10 protein-coding genes are annotated in these 17,122 nt (G+C 59.3%); 6 read left to right on the plus strand and 4 right to left on the minus strand.

Annotated elements, in window-relative coordinates; all coding sequences use genetic code 11:
* Nucleotides 1-4 precede the first annotated feature (4 nt).
* On the minus strand, nucleotides 5-3,274 hold the full coding sequence (locus DA915_RS15355; RefSeq protein ID WP_202864246.1) for a cytochrome P450: 3,270 nt from the start codon (nucleotides 3,272-3,274) through the stop codon (nucleotides 5-7).
* A gap of 404 nt (nucleotides 3,275-3,678) precedes the next feature.
* The gene (locus DA915_RS15360) at nucleotides 3,679-4,722 is read right to left on the minus strand and encodes an AraC family transcriptional regulator (RefSeq protein ID WP_244600733.1); all 1,044 of its coding nucleotides are present in this window, start codon (nucleotides 4,720-4,722) and stop codon (nucleotides 3,679-3,681) included.
* Between the two features lie 313 nt (nucleotides 4,723-5,035).
* On the opposite strand from DA915_RS15360, the gene DA915_RS15365 reads away from it, so the two are divergent.
* Both DA915_RS15365 and DA915_RS15370 read left to right on the plus strand, forming a co-directional pair.
* Nucleotides 5,036-6,178, plus strand: a complete 1,143-nt coding sequence (locus DA915_RS15365) for an MFS transporter (protein ID WP_107676621.1) — start codon at nucleotides 5,036-5,038, stop codon at nucleotides 6,176-6,178.
* Between the two features lie 270 nt (nucleotides 6,179-6,448).
* Nucleotides 6,449-7,672 (plus strand): MFS transporter, encoded by a 1,224-nt coding sequence (locus DA915_RS15370; RefSeq protein WP_244600734.1) that lies wholly within the window; start codon nucleotides 6,449-6,451, stop codon nucleotides 7,670-7,672.
* Between the two features lie 161 nt (nucleotides 7,673-7,833).
* Here DA915_RS15370 and DA915_RS15375 read toward each other — a convergent pair whose 3' ends face one another.
* On the minus strand, nucleotides 7,834-8,436 hold the full coding sequence (locus DA915_RS15375) for a TetR/AcrR family transcriptional regulator (RefSeq protein WP_107676471.1): 603 nt from the start codon (nucleotides 8,434-8,436) through the stop codon (nucleotides 7,834-7,836).
* A gap of 216 nt (nucleotides 8,437-8,652) precedes the next feature.
* Between DA915_RS15375 and DA915_RS15380 the strand changes: the two genes are divergently transcribed.
* Genes DA915_RS15380 through DA915_RS15395 form a run of 4 tightly spaced genes read left to right on the plus strand, consistent with a single transcriptional unit; the run spans nucleotide 8,653 to nucleotide 15,540 of the window.
* Nucleotides 8,653-10,305 (plus strand): electron transfer flavoprotein-ubiquinone oxidoreductase, encoded by a 1,653-nt coding sequence (locus tag DA915_RS15380; protein ID WP_371412719.1) that lies wholly within the window; start codon nucleotides 8,653-8,655, stop codon nucleotides 10,303-10,305.
* Nucleotides 10,306-10,331: 26 nt separating this feature from the next.
* Nucleotides 10,332-11,453, plus strand: a complete 1,122-nt coding sequence (locus tag DA915_RS15385) for a thiolase family protein (RefSeq protein WP_107676473.1) — start codon at nucleotides 10,332-10,334, stop codon at nucleotides 11,451-11,453.
* Between the two features lie 2 nt (nucleotides 11,454-11,455).
* Nucleotides 11,456-13,753, plus strand: coding sequence for a 3-hydroxyacyl-CoA dehydrogenase/enoyl-CoA hydratase family protein (locus DA915_RS15390; RefSeq protein WP_107676474.1), 2,298 nt, complete (start codon nucleotides 11,456-11,458; stop codon nucleotides 13,751-13,753).
* A gap of 23 nt (nucleotides 13,754-13,776) precedes the next feature.
* The gene (locus DA915_RS15395) at nucleotides 13,777-15,540 is read left to right on the plus strand and encodes an acyl-CoA dehydrogenase C-terminal domain-containing protein (protein ID WP_107676475.1); all 1,764 of its coding nucleotides are present in this window, start codon (nucleotides 13,777-13,779) and stop codon (nucleotides 15,538-15,540) included.
* A gap of 551 nt (nucleotides 15,541-16,091) precedes the next feature.
* Here DA915_RS15395 and DA915_RS15400 read toward each other — a convergent pair.
* A complete protein-coding gene (locus DA915_RS15400; RefSeq protein ID WP_192886555.1) occupies nucleotides 16,092-17,063 on the minus strand; it encodes a LacI family DNA-binding transcriptional regulator in 972 nt (323 codons plus the stop codon).
* Nucleotides 17,064-17,122: the final 59 nt, after the last annotated feature.

A 17,122-nucleotide genomic window follows, 5' to 3' on the forward strand; every position in this document is an offset into this window, starting at 1 on the left:
GCAGTCACCAGACGTCACAGACATACTGGCCGGTGTTCTTCAGGTTCTCCAACCATTGCCGCGCAGGATCGTCCGCTCCGTCGTGGATTGCGTCAGAATGCAGATGGTAGATCGCAAGAAGGGCGGCCTCGACCCCGGCACCCAACCGTGTGGCGTCGCCGCACACCCGTATATCCGCGCCCTCCTCAATCAGTGACCAGAGTTCAGCTCCTTCGGCGATCATACGGTCCTGCACGAACCTGTGGTCGTTTAGTGGCGCAAACGCATACGTGGGTCGCAGTACTACCGCGCCCGTCTGCTCTGCTCTCTCAAGCTCCTCGCGGTGTAGATAGTCGACATCAGGATGGTCGCAGCCGAAATAAAGGATAAGGGGCGCAGACATCCCATGCGCGACACGATCGCCAATCATCCCGCGGAATGGGGCCAATCCTGTGCCGGCACCGATCAAGATGGCCGTATGATCGACCGGAAGTCGAAAGGCATCGCTGCACGGAACAGTCCGGGCCAGTATAGTGGCCCCCGCATTCAGCTGCGCCAGTTGGCTGGACGCAACCCCACGGTACCTGTTGTGCCCTTGTGAATTGCCGGTGTCTCTGTGCGGTGCGTCAACGACAGACACCATCAAATCCACGCTCGACGGTGCGACGACATTCGACGATGAGATCGAATATCGTCTCGGACCGATCGGCGGTAACCGCGCCAGGAACACCTCGAACGGCAGATCAATCGAACGGTAGCGTTCGAGTAAATCTAGAATGCTGGTGCGCATTGCGTTGACCGATTGATCGAATGCCGCGGGTTCCAGGCTCGCAAGTTCTTCGAGAGGTTTGCGCTCGGGCGGGCAAGGGCAATGTTGAGCGAGGATACCAATATCTTCCCGGGTGACCGGTTCCTGCAATTCAACGTAATCTGAAAGGATTTCGCGGGTTGTGACCGGGCGGTCTTCAGGCAAGAAAAGCCGTAAACATCGGGAAGCACGCACATGCACCGGGCTGTCCAATTCGAGCCCGAACCGGACACCGACGCGCTCGACCAGATCACGATGGTTGCTTGGCAACACTGCAAGATGATCGCCGGTTTGGTAGCTGGCGCCGAGTGGCAATTTGACCCGCAGGAAGTATTTGGATCGACCAAGTGGATGCGAAAGATCGACGAGTTCACGCGTTTCGATCACGGTCATCTCCATCATGCCGTGCTGTTGCGCTCGCTCGGCCTGGAGACTTGCAGCCGGCTGGAGAATGATCTTGGCAGCGTCGTCATTAGCAGCCTCCGTGGCGAGCGGCGCGGCGTTACCTCCTCCGATCGCCTCCCACAGATTATCCGACCAGACTTCCAGACCGGCGACGAAACTTCCCCCAACATCCAAGGCACCGCGGTCTATGATCCTCACGCCGGCGGCAGAGGAAAGCCGTTCATCGATCAAGGTCGGAATACGCTGGTAGGTCGCAGAATATGTCCGATCGCCGACGCCGAGAATTGCATAGGACAATCCCTGAAGAGAACCTGGCTGTAAGTCTTTGGCCCACTCCAAGAACTGATCCGCATCATCTGTGGGTCGCCCATTGTACGAGGACGCGATGATCACGACCAAGGTTCCGGCGGGAAGATCACCGAGTTTGCCGACGGCATCGTTTAGTGGAGCGACAGAGGTCCGCAATCCATGGTCTGCTGCTGTCGCCGCTAGGTCGCGCGCAAGGCCTGCGGATGTCCCAAGGTTCGAACCGTGGAAAACGGCAAGCGTCGAATAAGTGCCATTAGCTGTTATCGTCTTTGCCCGCCGCGGCGAGGTTGAGGCAACAGCGACCGATGAGGTCCTGCGCTCGTCGGGTCTTCTGGGCTCCGGGCAGAGCATGAAGCCGTCTGGCTTGATCGTCAGCGTCATGCCAATCTTCAACTGATAGTTTGCGCGATCATTCAGATGAAACTTGTGGATCAGCATTCCAAGTACCAACGTGGCCTCGTGTAGCGCGAACTGCCGGCCGATACAGGCGCGTTCACCGTTGCCGAATGGTTTATATATATGTCCTGGACGCGCTGCCGCCGCTTCCGGAGAGAATCGATCGGGGTCAAAACTGTGGACATTGGCGCCCCATTCAGGCTGCCGGTGCAAAGCTGGCGTGAAAATCGTAATCATGTCGCCGGGACGGAATCTATACCGGCCGCCGACCAACGTCTCGTTGATCGGGGTGACCGCATATCCCGGCGCGGTTGGCCAAAGCCGAAGCGCTTCTTCAAGGATCTGCTGCACGTAAGTCAATCTGCCCACATCCTCGAATGTGGGATTGATGTCGTCGTCGGCGCCCCATAACCCGTCGACCTCCCGTTGTGCCTGGGCAAGCACGGCAGGATGTTTTGTAAGATAATAAAGCGCAAAGGACAGCGCTGCCCCAGTGGTCTCGTGGCCGGCGATGAGGAACGTGACGACCTGGTTGCGAATATTCGCGGCATCGAGCAGTTCACCAGTGCTTGGATCTGCCGTGTTAAGCATGCGGCCAAGCAAATCGTCGGCGCGGCCAGGATCTTCGGCGCGTCGACGCTCGATGAGTGAGGTGATGAGGTCTTGCATCGATGCGATATCGCTCGCGAAGGTCTTGTTACTTTTGAAACGCAGTCTGTCGACGAACTTTGGTAGCCCGCTAGCCTGTTGGGCATGTACAAGGGCGCGTGCCATGGAGGCGACGAACGGATGCAATTCGTCCGTGCCGAATGAATCGAAATTATATCCGAAGCCGCATGCGCCGATAGTGTCGAAGGTCAAGCGCGTCATGTCTTGCGACACGTCAACGGGAAGCCTGCTTTGGGCTCGACGATGCCAATAGCCGATCAGGTTACGAGCGGCCGATACCATCATCAAGTGATAACCACGCATGGCATCGCGTGTGAATGCTGGCATCAGGATGTTGTGAGCCCTGCGCCAGTTCGGTTCCTCATTATAGGCGGTGAATAACCCATCGCCTCCGATAGCCCTAAGCTGTTCAAGCTCGGGAGGGATGCTTTTCACGAAACGGTCGTTATCGGACAGCTCTGCGACGAGGTCCGATCCAGAAACCAAGATCATTTCGTCATTAAAAATACGCAATCGAAAAATCGGGCCGAGCGTTTCGGCTTCTGCAAGCAGGAAGTCCACCAGCCGGTCGTCTCGCGGAACGCTTAGGGCGTGGCCGACGAAGGGAATACCCGCGCGCTCGGGTATCTGTGAAAGGGTGGTGGCCGGTTTTGTCCTGCCCATGAGAACCTCCTGTGCTATGCCATCTATTCTCAATGCATGCTCCATCGTTCGCCACCAGAGGTGTGCGTGGCGCCAAATCCGAGGATTGTTTGGGATTACGATTTACACGTGTGCGAGCCGATCACGGCACGTGCTTAACCTTGCCTGTGGCGCACACCAAGACGACGCCCCTCCCCGTTGGACGGCACGCTTGAGATCAAGCGTGCGCATGCCGAACGCTTGCCGGCAAACCATACCGGCGTCCAGCTGGAAACCGACCATTCGGCCTCGCATACGGTGCCAAGATCAATTGCTGATTTCCCGTGATCGGACATTGCCATTTTATTAACATCCGCGTTGCCAGACGACGTGCCGGCGGTTCCCCAACTCTTTCCGAGTTTTTTTTAATGTAGCCGAGGCCGAGGGGAGCGGATAAGCGGTAGATCCGTCCTATTAGGGGTCTTTTCCGGTCACGCACCTCTCATGTCATCCCGTAGCACGCCGGGGGTTGAGCCTGTCCAGCGACGAAAAGCGCGACGGAAATTGTGTGGATCCGTAAAACCCACGGCAAAAGCGATCTGCTCGACCGAAACTTTGGGATTGGCAAGCAGTTCTAATGCCCTGTTCTTTCGCAGTCCGTCGAGAACGGACTGGAATGAAGTCCCGTTTTCATCAAGCCTGCGCCTTAGCGTCCGTTCGCTCATGCCGAGTTCACGCGCAACCTCCACGATATGATTGCTCTCCTGAAGCTTGTGCCGCAGGACCCGTTCGACGGATTCGATGATCTCGGCGGCTTCGCGCATGCGCGCTCGGCTGGCCGCAATAAAGTCCATTGATTGCCGATGACTGAAGGGATCGGCGGTGGCCAACTGACGTTGGTACCAAGAGGCATCGTAAACGAATGCATTCTCCATTTGATCGAAACGAACCGGACAGCCGAACACTTTGCCATAGACATCGGCATAAGCAGGAGCAGAATAGGCAAGGTCAACGCGGAGGGGTTTAAATTCCTGACCAATAAGGCTGGTCGCTATTCCCATGCAACTTGCGAAAGCCTCTTCAACGAGAAAAACGTAGATGTCCGGGTCATGAAACCGGCTGGCGGCAGTCACCACTCCGCCTTCAAGACTTCGCCGAGTGTCAAGCGTTAACATGCTTCCCAGATCCTTCTGCAGCTCAAGGGCAAGTTCGACGGCATCCCCAACGGTTGCTGCCGTCAGCATCGCATAACCGACAACGCCGACCGAGGTAATTTTCTGTCGAAGACCCGTCTCAAGTCCAAGCGCGTTTCCCCGTGTCAATTTCAAGGCGCGAAGGATAGCCAGCCGTCCCTGTCGGAACGAGATTCGACAGGCGGGATCGTCGAGGTCATCCAGTGTAATGCCCAGTCCAACCAAAAGCTTTTGAGCTTCAATCCCGAAATCTGAGAGCGTTGCCGCCAAGCTGCGAAATAGAAAGGTGGGAATGTCGGCGGTTACGTAACGTGGATCAATTGCTTTCATGCTGAACTTCATGTGCTCCTCCACACGCATCATGACCAAGGCATAACCCAAGTCGGTTCAAACTTGCGAATACCTCATCCATTGATCTCACCTTAAGGTTCAACTATCTCCCAATATGTCCTCCTTGCATCGATGATAGTGCCGGAAAGTTGTGTAATGTCCCTTTGGGCATTGTTTCTCAATCTTGCGTACTCAGCAAGCTGCAGATTGGCCGTAGATGATACTAAAGAGGCCAGAATATCACTTGCAGGAAGCCAATGGGATCATAGTCTTCTTTGCTAGCTGGCGAACGGATACCGTCGCCCCAGCTCGTTTGGGAGGTTCTATGATTGCATGGATTTTAGGTCTGAGCGCCGCCTATGCGGTGGCGCTCAGCGGTACGACAATAATGCCTATTGTCGTTCTCTCGATGAGCAAGCTCGCGGGTTATGACGAGGCACTGGCGACAATCGTTGCCAGCGCCGAGCTGGCGGGAATTGCGATCTATGGCATTTTTTCCCCCAAGCTTGCACTCAAACCCACTAAAATGTTGGCGGTGGCCAGCCTGTTGGCAGTGCTCGCCGGAGACGTCAGTAGTTTCTATCTACAAGTTCCGTTGCCGCTTGCCGGTGCGCGTTTTGTGACGGGTTTGGGCGAAGGGGCTATTTTTAGTCTGGTTTGCATGAGTTTGGCATCACGGGCCAACGCCGAGCGACTCTGGGGAGGCATCAATCTCATCGGGGGGCTGGCCATGGGCCTGCTTTTGTTCGTGGCTTCGGTGATCCCACAACAACAAAACAATGCACCTATTTTCCTCGTACTTTCGGGATTCACAGCTATAGTAGCGCCTTTGTTCCTGTTGATTTTTAAGCACAAAATAGTTACGGCTGCTGCCGCGGATAATACAAAACTGGCCGGGAGACAGATCGTTGTGGCGCTGGCCGTGATCTTTCTCATCTACATGGTGCAAGCGGCCCAATGGGCCGTGTGCGGCTATGTCGGAGAAAGGGCCGGCCTCAACGCTACAGAAGTAGGACTTTATCTCGCAATTGCTTCGCTTGCAGGCTTCCTTGGCGCGGTCGTTCCAGCGACCACCCACGACAAAGCAAAACGCCTACCATTCGTAATGATCGGCTTCTCGATCATGGCCGTTTCAATCTATTTTCTATTTAACGACCTAACCGTCGCGGTATTCACTACCACTCAAATTTTCATCAATATAGGTTTTTTTATAGTGACGCCCTTCTTGACTGGCGCCCTGACCGAAAATGACCCCGACGGTTCATTAATGTCACGAAGTCTGGTCATTGCTGTTGTTGGAGCGACTGTCGGTACCGCTTTCGCCGGTCCTGTTTTTGCAGCGGGAGCATCAATTTTCGCTTGGTCCTGCCTATTTCCTCTCGCACTTGCCGCCTTGGGCGCGAGTTTTGTTTTTGGCCATCTGCATCGAGCCTTACCAGCGAAGCTGAATTCGGAACTACGAGGATAATATCGAGGCCAAATGGGTAGCCGACTAGCCTGCGTCTCACTGTTGTCAGTAATGACACAGGGCTTGCTTTGCGACAGTTTCGTTAGCTTCTTCATGTTTGCGACGTCGTCACACAATGACGGTGCCGCCTCACGATTTGCGAAACTTCGGCAGTGGTGGCGGAACGAGAGGACTGAACACACTCGGGTTCCCGTTGGCGACCGCGGCAGCCTTGGAGCAATAACGTCATTCGTTGTCACTGGACACTTCTCCAGCGAAGTAACATAGGTCATGGTGGAACAGCAAAACTCATATCGCGATCTTTTGAGGATTCCCGGCTTATCCCCTTTGATTTTTGCTGCGATCCTGTCTCGTCTCGCCGGGCGGATGGTTGTCCTGACATTGGTGCTGTTCGTCCTGACGCGGTTTTCGTCGCCAGCATTGGCCGGATGGTTCATGTTTGCGGCGATAGTTCCTGGCCTGCTTTTTAGCCCTGTTGCCGGCGTGCTGCTGGATCGTCTTGGGCCGACAGTTGCTGTCAGGATCGATATGATCGCCAGTGCCATCTTCATCGCTGCGATCGGTGTTGCTGGTTGGGCCGGGTGGGCCAGTCTTCCAGTTCTGTTCATTCTGGCGGTGCTGTTTTCACTTGCAGGCCCTTTAGGCGCCGCGGGAACGCGAACCCTGCTACCACGGCTAGTTCCATCCCAGGCGCTCGATCGCGCCAATGCGCTGGATACAATGGTCTACGCCATCGTCGATGTCGTGGGGCCGGCGATGGCGGGGGGTCTCGCAGCATGGCTAGAACCTGAGGGCGCCATGTTGGTGATTGCATTGGCCTATGCGAGCGCCGGGCTCTCCCTTTACCGCGTACGGTGCCTTCCGGGAGTAGCCTCCAAGCAGGCATCTTTCGTCCAACAAACTATCGAAGGCATTCAGATGGTGGCGCAACAGCCGACGCTGCGAGGCCTCGCCATCTCCTATTCCCTTTATCAAGTCACCTGGGGAGCCCTCACCGTGGTTATCCCTGTTTTCGTATCCGCTCACTACGCTGCGGATATTGGCAGTTCGATAACCGGGCTGTTGTGGACGACAATGGGTATTGGTGGTGGCGTTGGAGCGCTTGTTGCTGGTCATCTGAAGACAAATGGCCGCGAGCGACACATCATGGCCGCCGGAATGGTTGTCACTGCGCTAGCCGCGTGGCCGGTTGCCGCTGAATTTGGATTCGGTGGGCTTGCCATTGGCCTGATGATCGCGGGCGTTATGTCAGGACCGATCGAGGTCTCTCTCCTGACTTTGCGCCAAAGGCGTACCAATCCGCATCAGCTGGGCCGCGTTATGGCGATCTCGATGAGTCTCAATGTCGCAGGCTTTCCCTTGGGATCGGCCATTGCCGGAATGATGATCACGTCATCGCTATCGGCCACATTCGTTATAGCAGGCATCGCATCTGTTGCTGCAGCCATCGCAACCGTGTCGATCCCAGTCGATACAACACCCACGACCTCGTAGAGATAGCGGAACAAATCCGACGAACCGGCCACAAGAATCACGATGAGATCGCAGAGATGACAGGCATCGCGCCTTTGATCAACGTTTTGAAGCAGAGGCAAATTGCTGGGTCTACGAATCCCATCTCATCAGGAAGCGGTGCCCGCTGCGTAAACGCTCCGTCAGATATCGTCGTGGCGGAAGATCTTCAAGATCTGACGGCCAATCTCGTCGGCGCTCATGCGGCCGGGACGATACCAACCAGAGATATTGTTGAGCAGAGTCAGGAGCAGCAGCCGATAGACGCTGCGGTCCAGCGCGGGGTCGAGCGGCAGGGCGGCAACCAAGTCGCGAAACACCAGCTCGAAGGCGTCGCGCTTCTCTACAAGACGTTCGCGAATCTCGGCCGGAGCCGACGCAAAGTCGTTCATCAGCGGCATAGTCAGAGAATTAGGATCCAGCTGGATTTCCATCATGGTGACGCAGGCCGCTTCCAGCCGTGCCCACGGGTCGGAAAGCGGCGCGACGGCCGCACGGATGCGGTCTTCAGCCACCTGCAGGGCAATGTCATGGATGCAGACAAACAGCGCTTCCTTCGATTTGATATAGTGATAGAGCGAGCCGCCGAGCAGTCCTACTTGCTCGCCGATATCGCGCACCGATGTTGCCGCATAGCCACGCTCGGCAAATAGGGCGGCGGCAGCCTCTAAGATATCGCGATGTCTATCGGTCATCCCGCTGTCCTGCAATGCGCCTGCAAGCGTGCTTTTCGTAGTACGTACCATTTCAAGCAGCCCCCTACCGTCGTGCTTTCGTCATAACCGAGCAACCCTTCCAACGCTCATAGCGCAAACAAGCAGTTTCCCCAAATCCCTTGGCTCCGCTCTCCAGGCCCGGCAAACGTCCGGAAAATTTTCCACTTGCGGAGTGTAACAATCGTTTGATACACATTCCAACATCAACTGAAGGAGGAGAGGTTGAGCGAGACAATCAGGGAGGCGATGGACTTCGACGTGGTGATCGTCGGCGCGGGGCCGGCCGGTCTTGCCACCGCGATCCGCCTCAAACAGCGCGCGGCGCAAGCGGGTGCGGAAATCTCCGTCGTCGTCGTGGAAAAGGGTTCGGAAGTCGGCGCGCATATCCTGTCGGGCGCGGTGATCGACCCTTCCGGCCTCGATGCGCTGCTGCCAGACTGGCGGACCGACCCTGCCCGCCCGCTCACCACCGAAGTCACCGATGACCGCTTCCATGTGCTCGGTCCCGCCGGCTCTTTCCGCCTGCCCAATGCGCTGATGCCGCCGCTGATGAGCAATCACGGCAACTTCATCGGGTCGCTTGGCAATGTCGCCCGCTATCTCGGCGCGCAGGCCGAAGCCCTCGGCGTCGAGATCTATCCGGGCTTTGCGGCAACCGAAGTGCTTTACGATGACAACGGCGCGGTCGCCGGCATCGCCACCGGCGACATGGGGATCGGCCGCAACGGCGAGCCGAAGGATGATTTCACCCCCGGCATGGAGCTTCGGGCGAAATACACCGTATTCGCCGAGGGTGCGCGTGGCAGCCTGACCAGGCAGCTCCTCGCCCGCTTCAACCTGACCGAGGGCCGCTCGGTGCAGAAATTCGGCATCGGCATCAAGGAACTCTGGCAGGTCAGACCGGAGAAGTTTCGAAAAGGACTGGTGCAGCACTCGTTCGGCTGGCCGCTCGACATGAGGACCGGTGGCGGCTCATTCCTCTATCATTTCGACGATCATCTCGTGACCGTCGGTTTCGTCTTGCATCTCGACTACAGGAACCCGACGCTCTCGCCCTTCGACGAGTTCCAGCGTTTCAAGACCCATCCGCTGATCCGCGACACCTTCGAGGGCGGCAAACGCATCGCCTATGGCGCGCGCGCCCTGACCGAGGGCGGCTACCAGTCGGTGCCACAGCTCGCCTTCCCCGGCGGGGTACTCGCTGGCTGCGCAGCAGGCTTCATGAACGTTCCGCGCATCAAGGGCTCGCACAACGCCATCCATTCCGGCATGCAGGCAGCGGATGCTGTGTTCGACGGGCTAACCAGCGGCCGCGCCAACGATACGCTCGACGACTATGAGGCCGGCTGGCGCGGTTCGGCGATCGGGCGGGATTTGAAGCCCGTTCGTAACGTCAAGCCGCTGTGGTCGAGGTTCGGGACCGTGCTCGGTGTTAGCCTTGGCGGCATCGACATGTGGCTGCAGACACTCTTCGGCGTCTCGCCCTTCGGCACGCTCGCGCACAAGAAGGCAGATTTTCAGAGCCTGAAGCCGCTCTCCGAGGTAACGCCGATCCGCTACCCGAAGCCGGATGGCGTTTTGACCTTCGACAAGCCGTCTTCGGTATTTCTGTCGAACACCAACCATGCCGAGGACCAGCCGGTTCATTTAAGACTTGCCGACCCAGCCATCCCCATCAAACACAACCTGCCGCTCTATGGCGAATCGGCGCGGCTCTACTGTCCCGCGGGGGTCTATGAGGTCGTCTATGACGACGAACAGGCAAAGACCGACCCGCGTTTCGTGATCAACGCGCAGAACTGCGTGCACTGCAAGACCTGCGACATCAAGGATCCCTCGCAGAACATCACCTGGGTCCCGCCCGAAGGCAGCGGTGGCCCGAACTATCCCAACATGTGACGCCCGTTCCGAACAGGAAGAAGAACATGACCGCAATCTATATCGTCGATTACCTGCGCAGCCCCTTTGCACCCGCCTATCGCGGCGCGATTGCCGGCGTTCGTCCCGATGACCTCGCCGCAGGCGTCATCAAGGCGCTGGTCGACCGCTCCGGCATCGACGCTGCCGAAATCGAGGACGTGAACCTCGGCTGCGCCTTTCCCGAGGGCGAACAGGGCCTCAATATCGCCCGCTGTGCGGCCCTGATCGCCGGTCTGCCGCAATCGGTCGGCGGCTCCGTCGTCAACCGCTGGTGCGGTTCCTCCATGCAGGCGATCCAGATGGCCGCCGGCGCAATCGCGATGGGCGCGGGTGACGCCTTCATCGCGGGCGGTGTGGAAAGCATGAGCCGCGTGCCGATGATGGGCTTCAACCCCATGCCGAACCCGGCCTGGAGCGATGCCCGGCGCATCGCCTTCCTCAACATGGGGCTGACGGCAGAAAACCTTGCCGACCGCTACGGCATCTCGCGCGAGGAACAGGACGCCTATTCGCTGGAGAGCCAGAAGAAGGCGCTCGCCGCCCGCGCCGATGGCCGGCTGGCCGCCGAAATCGCCCCGATCGGCGATGTTGCCGTCGACGGTTGCCCGCGTGAAACGGATGCCGAAAAGCTCGCCGGCCTCAAGACCGCCTTCAAGGCCGTCGGCTCGGTGACAGCAGGCAATTCCTCGCCACTCACCGACGGCGCATCCGCGACGCTTGTCTGCTCGGAAGGCTTCGTCAAGCGCCATAATCTTGCACCGCTCGCCCGCATCTCGGGATACGCCATTTCCGGTTGCGCACCTGAAATCATGGGCATCGGCCCGGTTGAGGCCAGCCGCAAGGCGCTGAAGCGCGCCGGCATTTCGGCAGCCGACATCGACGTGATCGAGATGAACGAGGCCTTCGCCGTGCAGGTGCTCTCCTGCTGCCGCGACCTCGACATCGATCCCACCCGCCTCAACCGTGACGGCGGCGCCATCGCGCTCGGCCATCCGCTGGGTGCGACCGGCGCCCGCCTCGTCGGCAAGGCCTCCCTGCTGCTGAAGCGCGAAGGCGGACGCCATGCGCTCGCCACCCAATGCATCGGCGGCGGTCAGGGCATCGCCATGGTTCTGGAGGCCGCATAATCATGGCTGAAATCAGGAAAGCAGCCGTCATCGGCGCAGGCGTCATGGGTTCGGGCATCGCCGCCCATCTCGCCAATGCAGGGCTCGACGTGGTGCTGCTTGATGTTGAGAAGAGATTCGCCGATGGCGGCGTCGCCCGCCAGCTAAAGGCCAATGGCTTCATGGACCCCGCCTTTGCGCAGAGAATCCGCACCGGATCGACGAAGGACGACCTCGCACTGATCGCCGATGCCGACTGGATCGTCGAGGCGGTAGCGGAAAAGCTGGAGATCAAGCAGACGCTCTACCGCGCCATCGACGGCGTTCGGAAGAAAAGCTCGATCGTCTCTTCCAACACCTCGACAATCCCACTGCATTCTCTGGTCGAGGCGCTGCCGGAGCGTTTCGCTACCGACTTCCTCATCACCCATTTCTTCAATCCGCCGCGTATCATGCGGCTCCTCGAACTCGTATTGGGCACGGAGACCAGGCCTGAAGTGACCGCGACGATCCGTGACTTCGCGGATCACGGCCTCGGCAAGAGTGTCGTTATCTGCAAGGATACGCCCGGCTTTATCGGCAACCGCATCGGCAATTACTGGATGGTGGTGGCGCAAAACGAGGCGATTAAGCTTGGCCTCGATGTCGAGGAAGCCGACGCCATCATCGGCAAACCCTTCGGCATTCCCTCCACCGGCATCTTCGGGCTACTGGACCTCGTCGGCATCGACCTCATGCCCACAATCCTGCGCAGCCTGCAGAATGCAACGCCGCCCGGCGACGCGGTGAAGGACTACGACGCCGAACCGGCGCTGATCGCCCGCATGGTCGCTGAAAACCGCCTTGGGCGCAAAAGCGGCGCCGGCTTCGTGCGGCTGTCGCCCGACCGCAAATCCCGCGACGTGACCGATCTTAGGACCGGTGACTACCGGCCGCAGAAGGCGGTTTCCTCCGAAAGCCTGGATGCGTCCGGCGGCGATCCCCGCGCGCTGATGGAACATGCGGGCTTCGGCGGTCGCTATGCTGCGGTGGTCATGGAGAAGACACTCGCCTATGCCGCCTCCCTCGTGCCGGAGATTGCCGACACGCCGGATGCCGTGGACGAAGCGATGCGCACCGGCTACGGCTGGAAGCAGGGTCCGTTCGAACTGATCGACCGGCTTGGCGCCGGCTGGCTGAAGGCGCGGCTCGAAGCGCGCGGTGTTGCCGTGCCCGCTTACCTCTCGCTTGCAGCCCAAAACGGCGGTTTATATTCGGTCGTCGGCGGCAAGCGCGCCAGCCTCCTGCCTGACGGCACCGTTGAGCCCATCGCCAAGGGTGATGGCGTATTGCTCCTTTCCGACCTCAAGCTCGCCGGCAAGCCGGTGGAAGACTGGGGTGCGGCAAGCCTCTGGGATCTTGGCGACGGCGTCGCCTGCCTCGAATTCCGCACCAAGATGAACACCTATAGTCCCGCCCTGCTCGACGCCATCAACAAGGCGGTCGAACGAACCGCTAGAGCGTTCAAGGCGCTGGTCATCGGCAGCGATTCTCCCGTGTTCAGCGCCGGCGCAGACCTGCGCGTCCTCCTTGAGACGTTGGAGAAGGGTGACCGCGAGGCTGTCCGCGCCTTCATCGACCATGGCCACCACACCTTCAAGGCAGTCAAATACGCCCCCTTCCCGGTCGTCGGCGCGGCTGCGGGGCTGGCGCTCGGCGGCGGCTGCGAGATCCTGCTGCATTGCGATGCGATCCAGGCCCATGCGGAGCTTTCCATCGGTCTCGTCGAGACCCGCATCGGTGTCGTGCCAGGCTGGGGAGGCTGCAAGGAATTGATGCTGCGCTTCTCGGCTTCCACCGCAGCACTGCATGGGCCGGTCGCACCCGCGATTGCTGCTTTCAACCTGATCGCGCCCGCCAGGGTTTCGGCCAGCGCCTTCGACGCCCGCAACCTTGGCTACCTGAAGGCCACCGACGGCATCACCATGAACCGCAGCCGGCTGATCGCCGACGCCAAGGCAAAGGCTCTGGCGCTCGCTGAAACCTATGTCGCGCCAGAGCCGCCGGCGATCGCCATGTCCGGCCCGTCGGGTGCTTCGGCGATCCACAACATTATCGAAAGCGAAGCGCTCGCCGGCCGCGCCACCGTGCATGACGGCGTGGTCGGGCGCGCGCTTGCCAACGTGCTGACGGGCGGTCCCTCCGCCGATCCGCTGAAACCGCTCACGGAAGACGATGTGATCGCGCTGGAGCGCGAGGCCTTCATCGACCTGCTTGCAACACCCGCAACCGTGGACCGCGTCAAACACATGCTGGCGACGGGCAAGCCGCTGCGCAATTGAACAAAAAGAGGCAAGGAAACCCCATGGCTGGCTATACCCCTCCCGTCGACGACATCTCCTTCCTGCTCGGCGAGGTCTTCGACTTCGACGCGCAGATGGCAGCCCTTCCCGGCTTTGAAGAGATCAATACGGAACTCGCAGCAAGCGCTCTCGAGGAGGGCGGCAAGTTCTGCGCCGAGGTCCTCGAACCGCTCAACCGTCCTGGCGACGAGGAAGGCTGCAGGCTGGAAAACGGGCTGGTAACAACGCCGAAGGGTGTCGCGGCTGCCTACAAGGCCTTCGTCGAGGCTGGCTGGTGCGGCCTGTCGGGTGATCCGGAATTCGGCGGACAGGGCCTGCCGCGCGTATTGCAGATCCTGCTCGACGAGATGCTGTCTTCCGCCAACCTCTCCTTCGGCCTGTTTACGGGTCTGACCCGCGGAGCCGTCGAGGCGATTGCCCATCATGCGAGCGACGAACTGAAGCAGAAGTATCTGCCGAAGATGATTACGGGCGAATGGACGGGCGCAATGGCGCTCACGGAATCCTCTGCCGGCACCGATCTTGGCCTCCTCACCACCCGCGCCGAACCCGTCGGGGACGGCTCCTACGCCATCAAGGGCACCAAGATCTTCATCTCCTCCGGCGACCATGATTTCGGCGGCAACATTGTCCACCTGGTGCTCGCACGCTTGCCAAACGCGCCGAAGGGCGTGAAGGGCATCAGCCTGTTCCTGTCGCCCAAGTTCCTTGTCAAGGAAGATGGCTCGCTCGGAGACCGTAACCGCATATCGGTCGGCTCGCTGGAGCACAAGATGGGCATCCACGCCCAGCCGACCTGCGTGATGAACTATGATGGCGCCATCGGCTGGCTGGTCGGCGAACCCGGCCGCGGCCTCAACGCCATGTTCACGATGATGAATGCCGAACGCCTGTTCGTCGGCATCCAGGGCCTCGGCATCGGCGAAGCCGCCAACCAGAAGGCCGTTACCTATGCCCGCGAACGCCTCCAGGGCCGTTCCGCCGACGGCGCGCGCGGCCCCGTGGCGATTATCGAGCATGCCGACGTGCGCAAGATGCTCCTGACCGGCCGGTCGCTGACCGAAGCCGGCCGCGCGCTCGCCGTCTGGACCGCGCTGCAGATGGACATCGCCGACCGCCATCCCGACGAGGAAACCCGCCGCAGGGCGGATGGCCTCGTCGCGCTGTTGACGCCGGTGGTGAAGGCCGCCTTCACCGATTTCGGTTTCGAGATCGCCGTCCAGTCGCAGCAGGTTTTCGGCGGCCACGGCTATATCCGCGAATGGGGCATGGAGCAGTATGTGCGCGATGCCCGCATCGCCCAGATCTACGAAGGCACCAACGGCGTGCAGGCAATGGACCTCGTCGGCCGCAAACTGCCGATGGAAAACGGCGATGTCGCGCGCGGTTTCTTCGCGCTGGTGCGCAGCGATCTCTCGGCAACTTCGGGCTCGGCCGAACTCGAAGCCGTGAAGGCCTCGGTCGTCGAGGCCCTTTCCCTGCTCGAGGAGCTGACGGAAGACCTGCTGGCCAAAGGCGCCGACCCGGTGGAAACAGGAGCGAGCGCCACCGACTACCTGCGCTTCTTCGCGCTGGTGAGCTTCGGATGGCTCTGGGTGCGCATGGCCGAAAAGGCCGCAACCGATGCAACGACACCGCTGAAGCAGCGCAAGCTGGCGCTTGCCCGTTTCTTTGCGGCCCGACTGCTGCCGCAGACCGCAGCGCTGGATGCCGCCATCCGCGCCGGCGCCGCCGACATCATGGCGCTCGACGCCGACCTGTTTTGATTGCACAAAGGGAGATTTACCATCCGTCTATTTTCGGTTTGGAACATCATGCCATGTGCGGTGGCTTCCGGTTTAACGGATCGTGTTGTTTCGAGTTGACGAGTGATCTGATTTTGGGTCTAGCGCGAACCTGTACTAGCCGCTGGCGAGGAATGGAGCGAAGCGCGGGGGATACGCTTCGCCGGATCGAAAGGATGAGTGTTACTTGATCTCGATGAGAGTACCGCGAGCGCTGGTTGATTTGCCATCCGGAAGGAAGATGTTCGTAAATGCGACACCGTTCCTAAATTCATCGACATATACGACATATTGGCCAGGCCGGCGCGACCAATAAGATCATGCAGACCTCATTGCCGATCGGCGTCACGGCGATATCCACGTTGGCTGTGGTCTTCCCGTGAGGCGACATGAAGATCAGCTGAGGGCGAGCATATTACGAAAAATCTTCACGAAGGCGCGGGCTTACCAACCAAGCCATCTCCGGCGGATGTCTGCGTGAGACCTGCAAAGGAAGAATCCTCTCCAGCCGTGTGGAGTATTTTCAAAGCTCCTTAGCTTTCGCGTCTTACGAGACGAGGCTGCAGAATGATGTTGCCTGGTACCTGAGCAGCACCGTTTATCCAATCGAGTGCAAGTTGGGTGGCGGTCGCACCGACCATAGCGCTCATCAGATCGATACTCGTCAGTGATACATTTCCGTTCCACGCAAAGGCATTATAGTCGCAACCCACAACGGAAACATCTTCTGGCACTCTTAGTCCAGCCTCCTTCAGCCCCAAAACTACCGCCATACCCATCACATCCGTTGCGGCGACAATTCCGTCTATCAATCCGTCCTTAGCAAGACGGGCGATCTCCCTGCCGCAGGCGGTCGCAGCCTCCTTGGAAATGCCCGCTACAGTGGAGACAGTCACCTTAGCGGATCCCGCCGCCTCGATTGCGCCCGAATATCGGTCCTGAACCACAAGCCGATGGCCGTCTGGTCCGACAAAGTGAAGGCGTTTCTTTCCGCGCTCCAGGAGGTGAGTTACAGCCAAGCGACCGGTGGCGATATTGTCTATTCGTACACTCGGACATTTCAGGGGTTCGCCATCATAGTCGACGAGCACAAGCCGCGTTCCTCGGTCAATTGCCCGACGAATGGAAGCATCAGAGTTGGGCATCGGCACCAGAATAACGGCCGCAACGCCTTCGCCATGTAAGTATCGCAAATGCTCGTCCTGTAGTGCCACGTCATGACTGCTGCAAGTAATCACCACATGCATGCCCGCTGCCATAGCCCGCTCCTGCGCGCTGACAATAACCTCGGATGAATAGGAATGATCAAAACCAGAAACAATAATGCCGATATTGTTGGCTCGCCCGGCCGCTAGCGTTCTCGCCACTCCATTTCGGACAAATTTAAGTTGGTCGATCGCATCATTGACCGCAGCAATCGTGTCAGGATGCACGCGGTCAGGATGATTGAAAACATTCGACACTGTCGCACGCGAAACTCCGACAAGGCGTGCGACCGTCGCCATGTTGGCGCCTGGCACTCGTCTACCGGTCATTACTGCCTACCTCACAATCTCTCTAGCTG

Origin of the sequence: Agrobacterium sp. LAD9 (assembly GCF_003031125.1) — a bacterium.
Classification (GTDB): domain Bacteria; phylum Pseudomonadota; class Alphaproteobacteria; order Rhizobiales; family Rhizobiaceae; genus Agrobacterium; species Agrobacterium radiobacter.

Bases quoted from the DNA above. Each gene is read 5' to 3' on its own strand.
- DA915_RS15360 (WP_244600733.1), bottom strand. From the start codon at position 4,722: ATGAAGTTCAGCATGAAAGCAATTGATCCACGTTACGTAACCGCCGAC.
- DA915_RS15390 (WP_107676474.1), top strand. From the start codon at position 11,456: ATGGCTGAAATCAGGAAAGCAGCCGTCATCGGCGCAGGCGTCATGGGT.
- DA915_RS15385 (WP_107676473.1), top strand. From the start codon at position 10,332: ATGACCGCAATCTATATCGTCGATTACCTGCGCAGCCCCTTTGCACCC.
- DA915_RS15370 (WP_244600734.1), top strand. From the start codon at position 6,449: ATGGTGGAACAGCAAAACTCATATCGCGATCTTTTGAGGATTCCCGGC.
- DA915_RS15355 (WP_202864246.1), bottom strand. From the start codon at position 3,274: ATGGAGCATGCATTGAGAATAGATGGCATAGCACAGGAGGTTCTCATG.
- DA915_RS15400 (WP_192886555.1), bottom strand. From the start codon at position 17,063: ATGGCGACGGTCGCACGCCTTGTCGGAGTTTCGCGTGCGACAGTGTCG.
- DA915_RS15375 (WP_107676471.1), bottom strand. From the start codon at position 8,436: ATGGTACGTACTACGAAAAGCACGCTTGCAGGCGCATTGCAGGACAGC.
- DA915_RS15365 (WP_107676621.1), top strand. From the start codon at position 5,036: ATGATTGCATGGATTTTAGGTCTGAGCGCCGCCTATGCGGTGGCGCTC.
- DA915_RS15380 (WP_371412719.1), top strand. From the start codon at position 8,653: ATGGACTTCGACGTGGTGATCGTCGGCGCGGGGCCGGCCGGTCTTGCC.
- DA915_RS15395 (WP_107676475.1), top strand. From the start codon at position 13,777: ATGGCTGGCTATACCCCTCCCGTCGACGACATCTCCTTCCTGCTCGGC.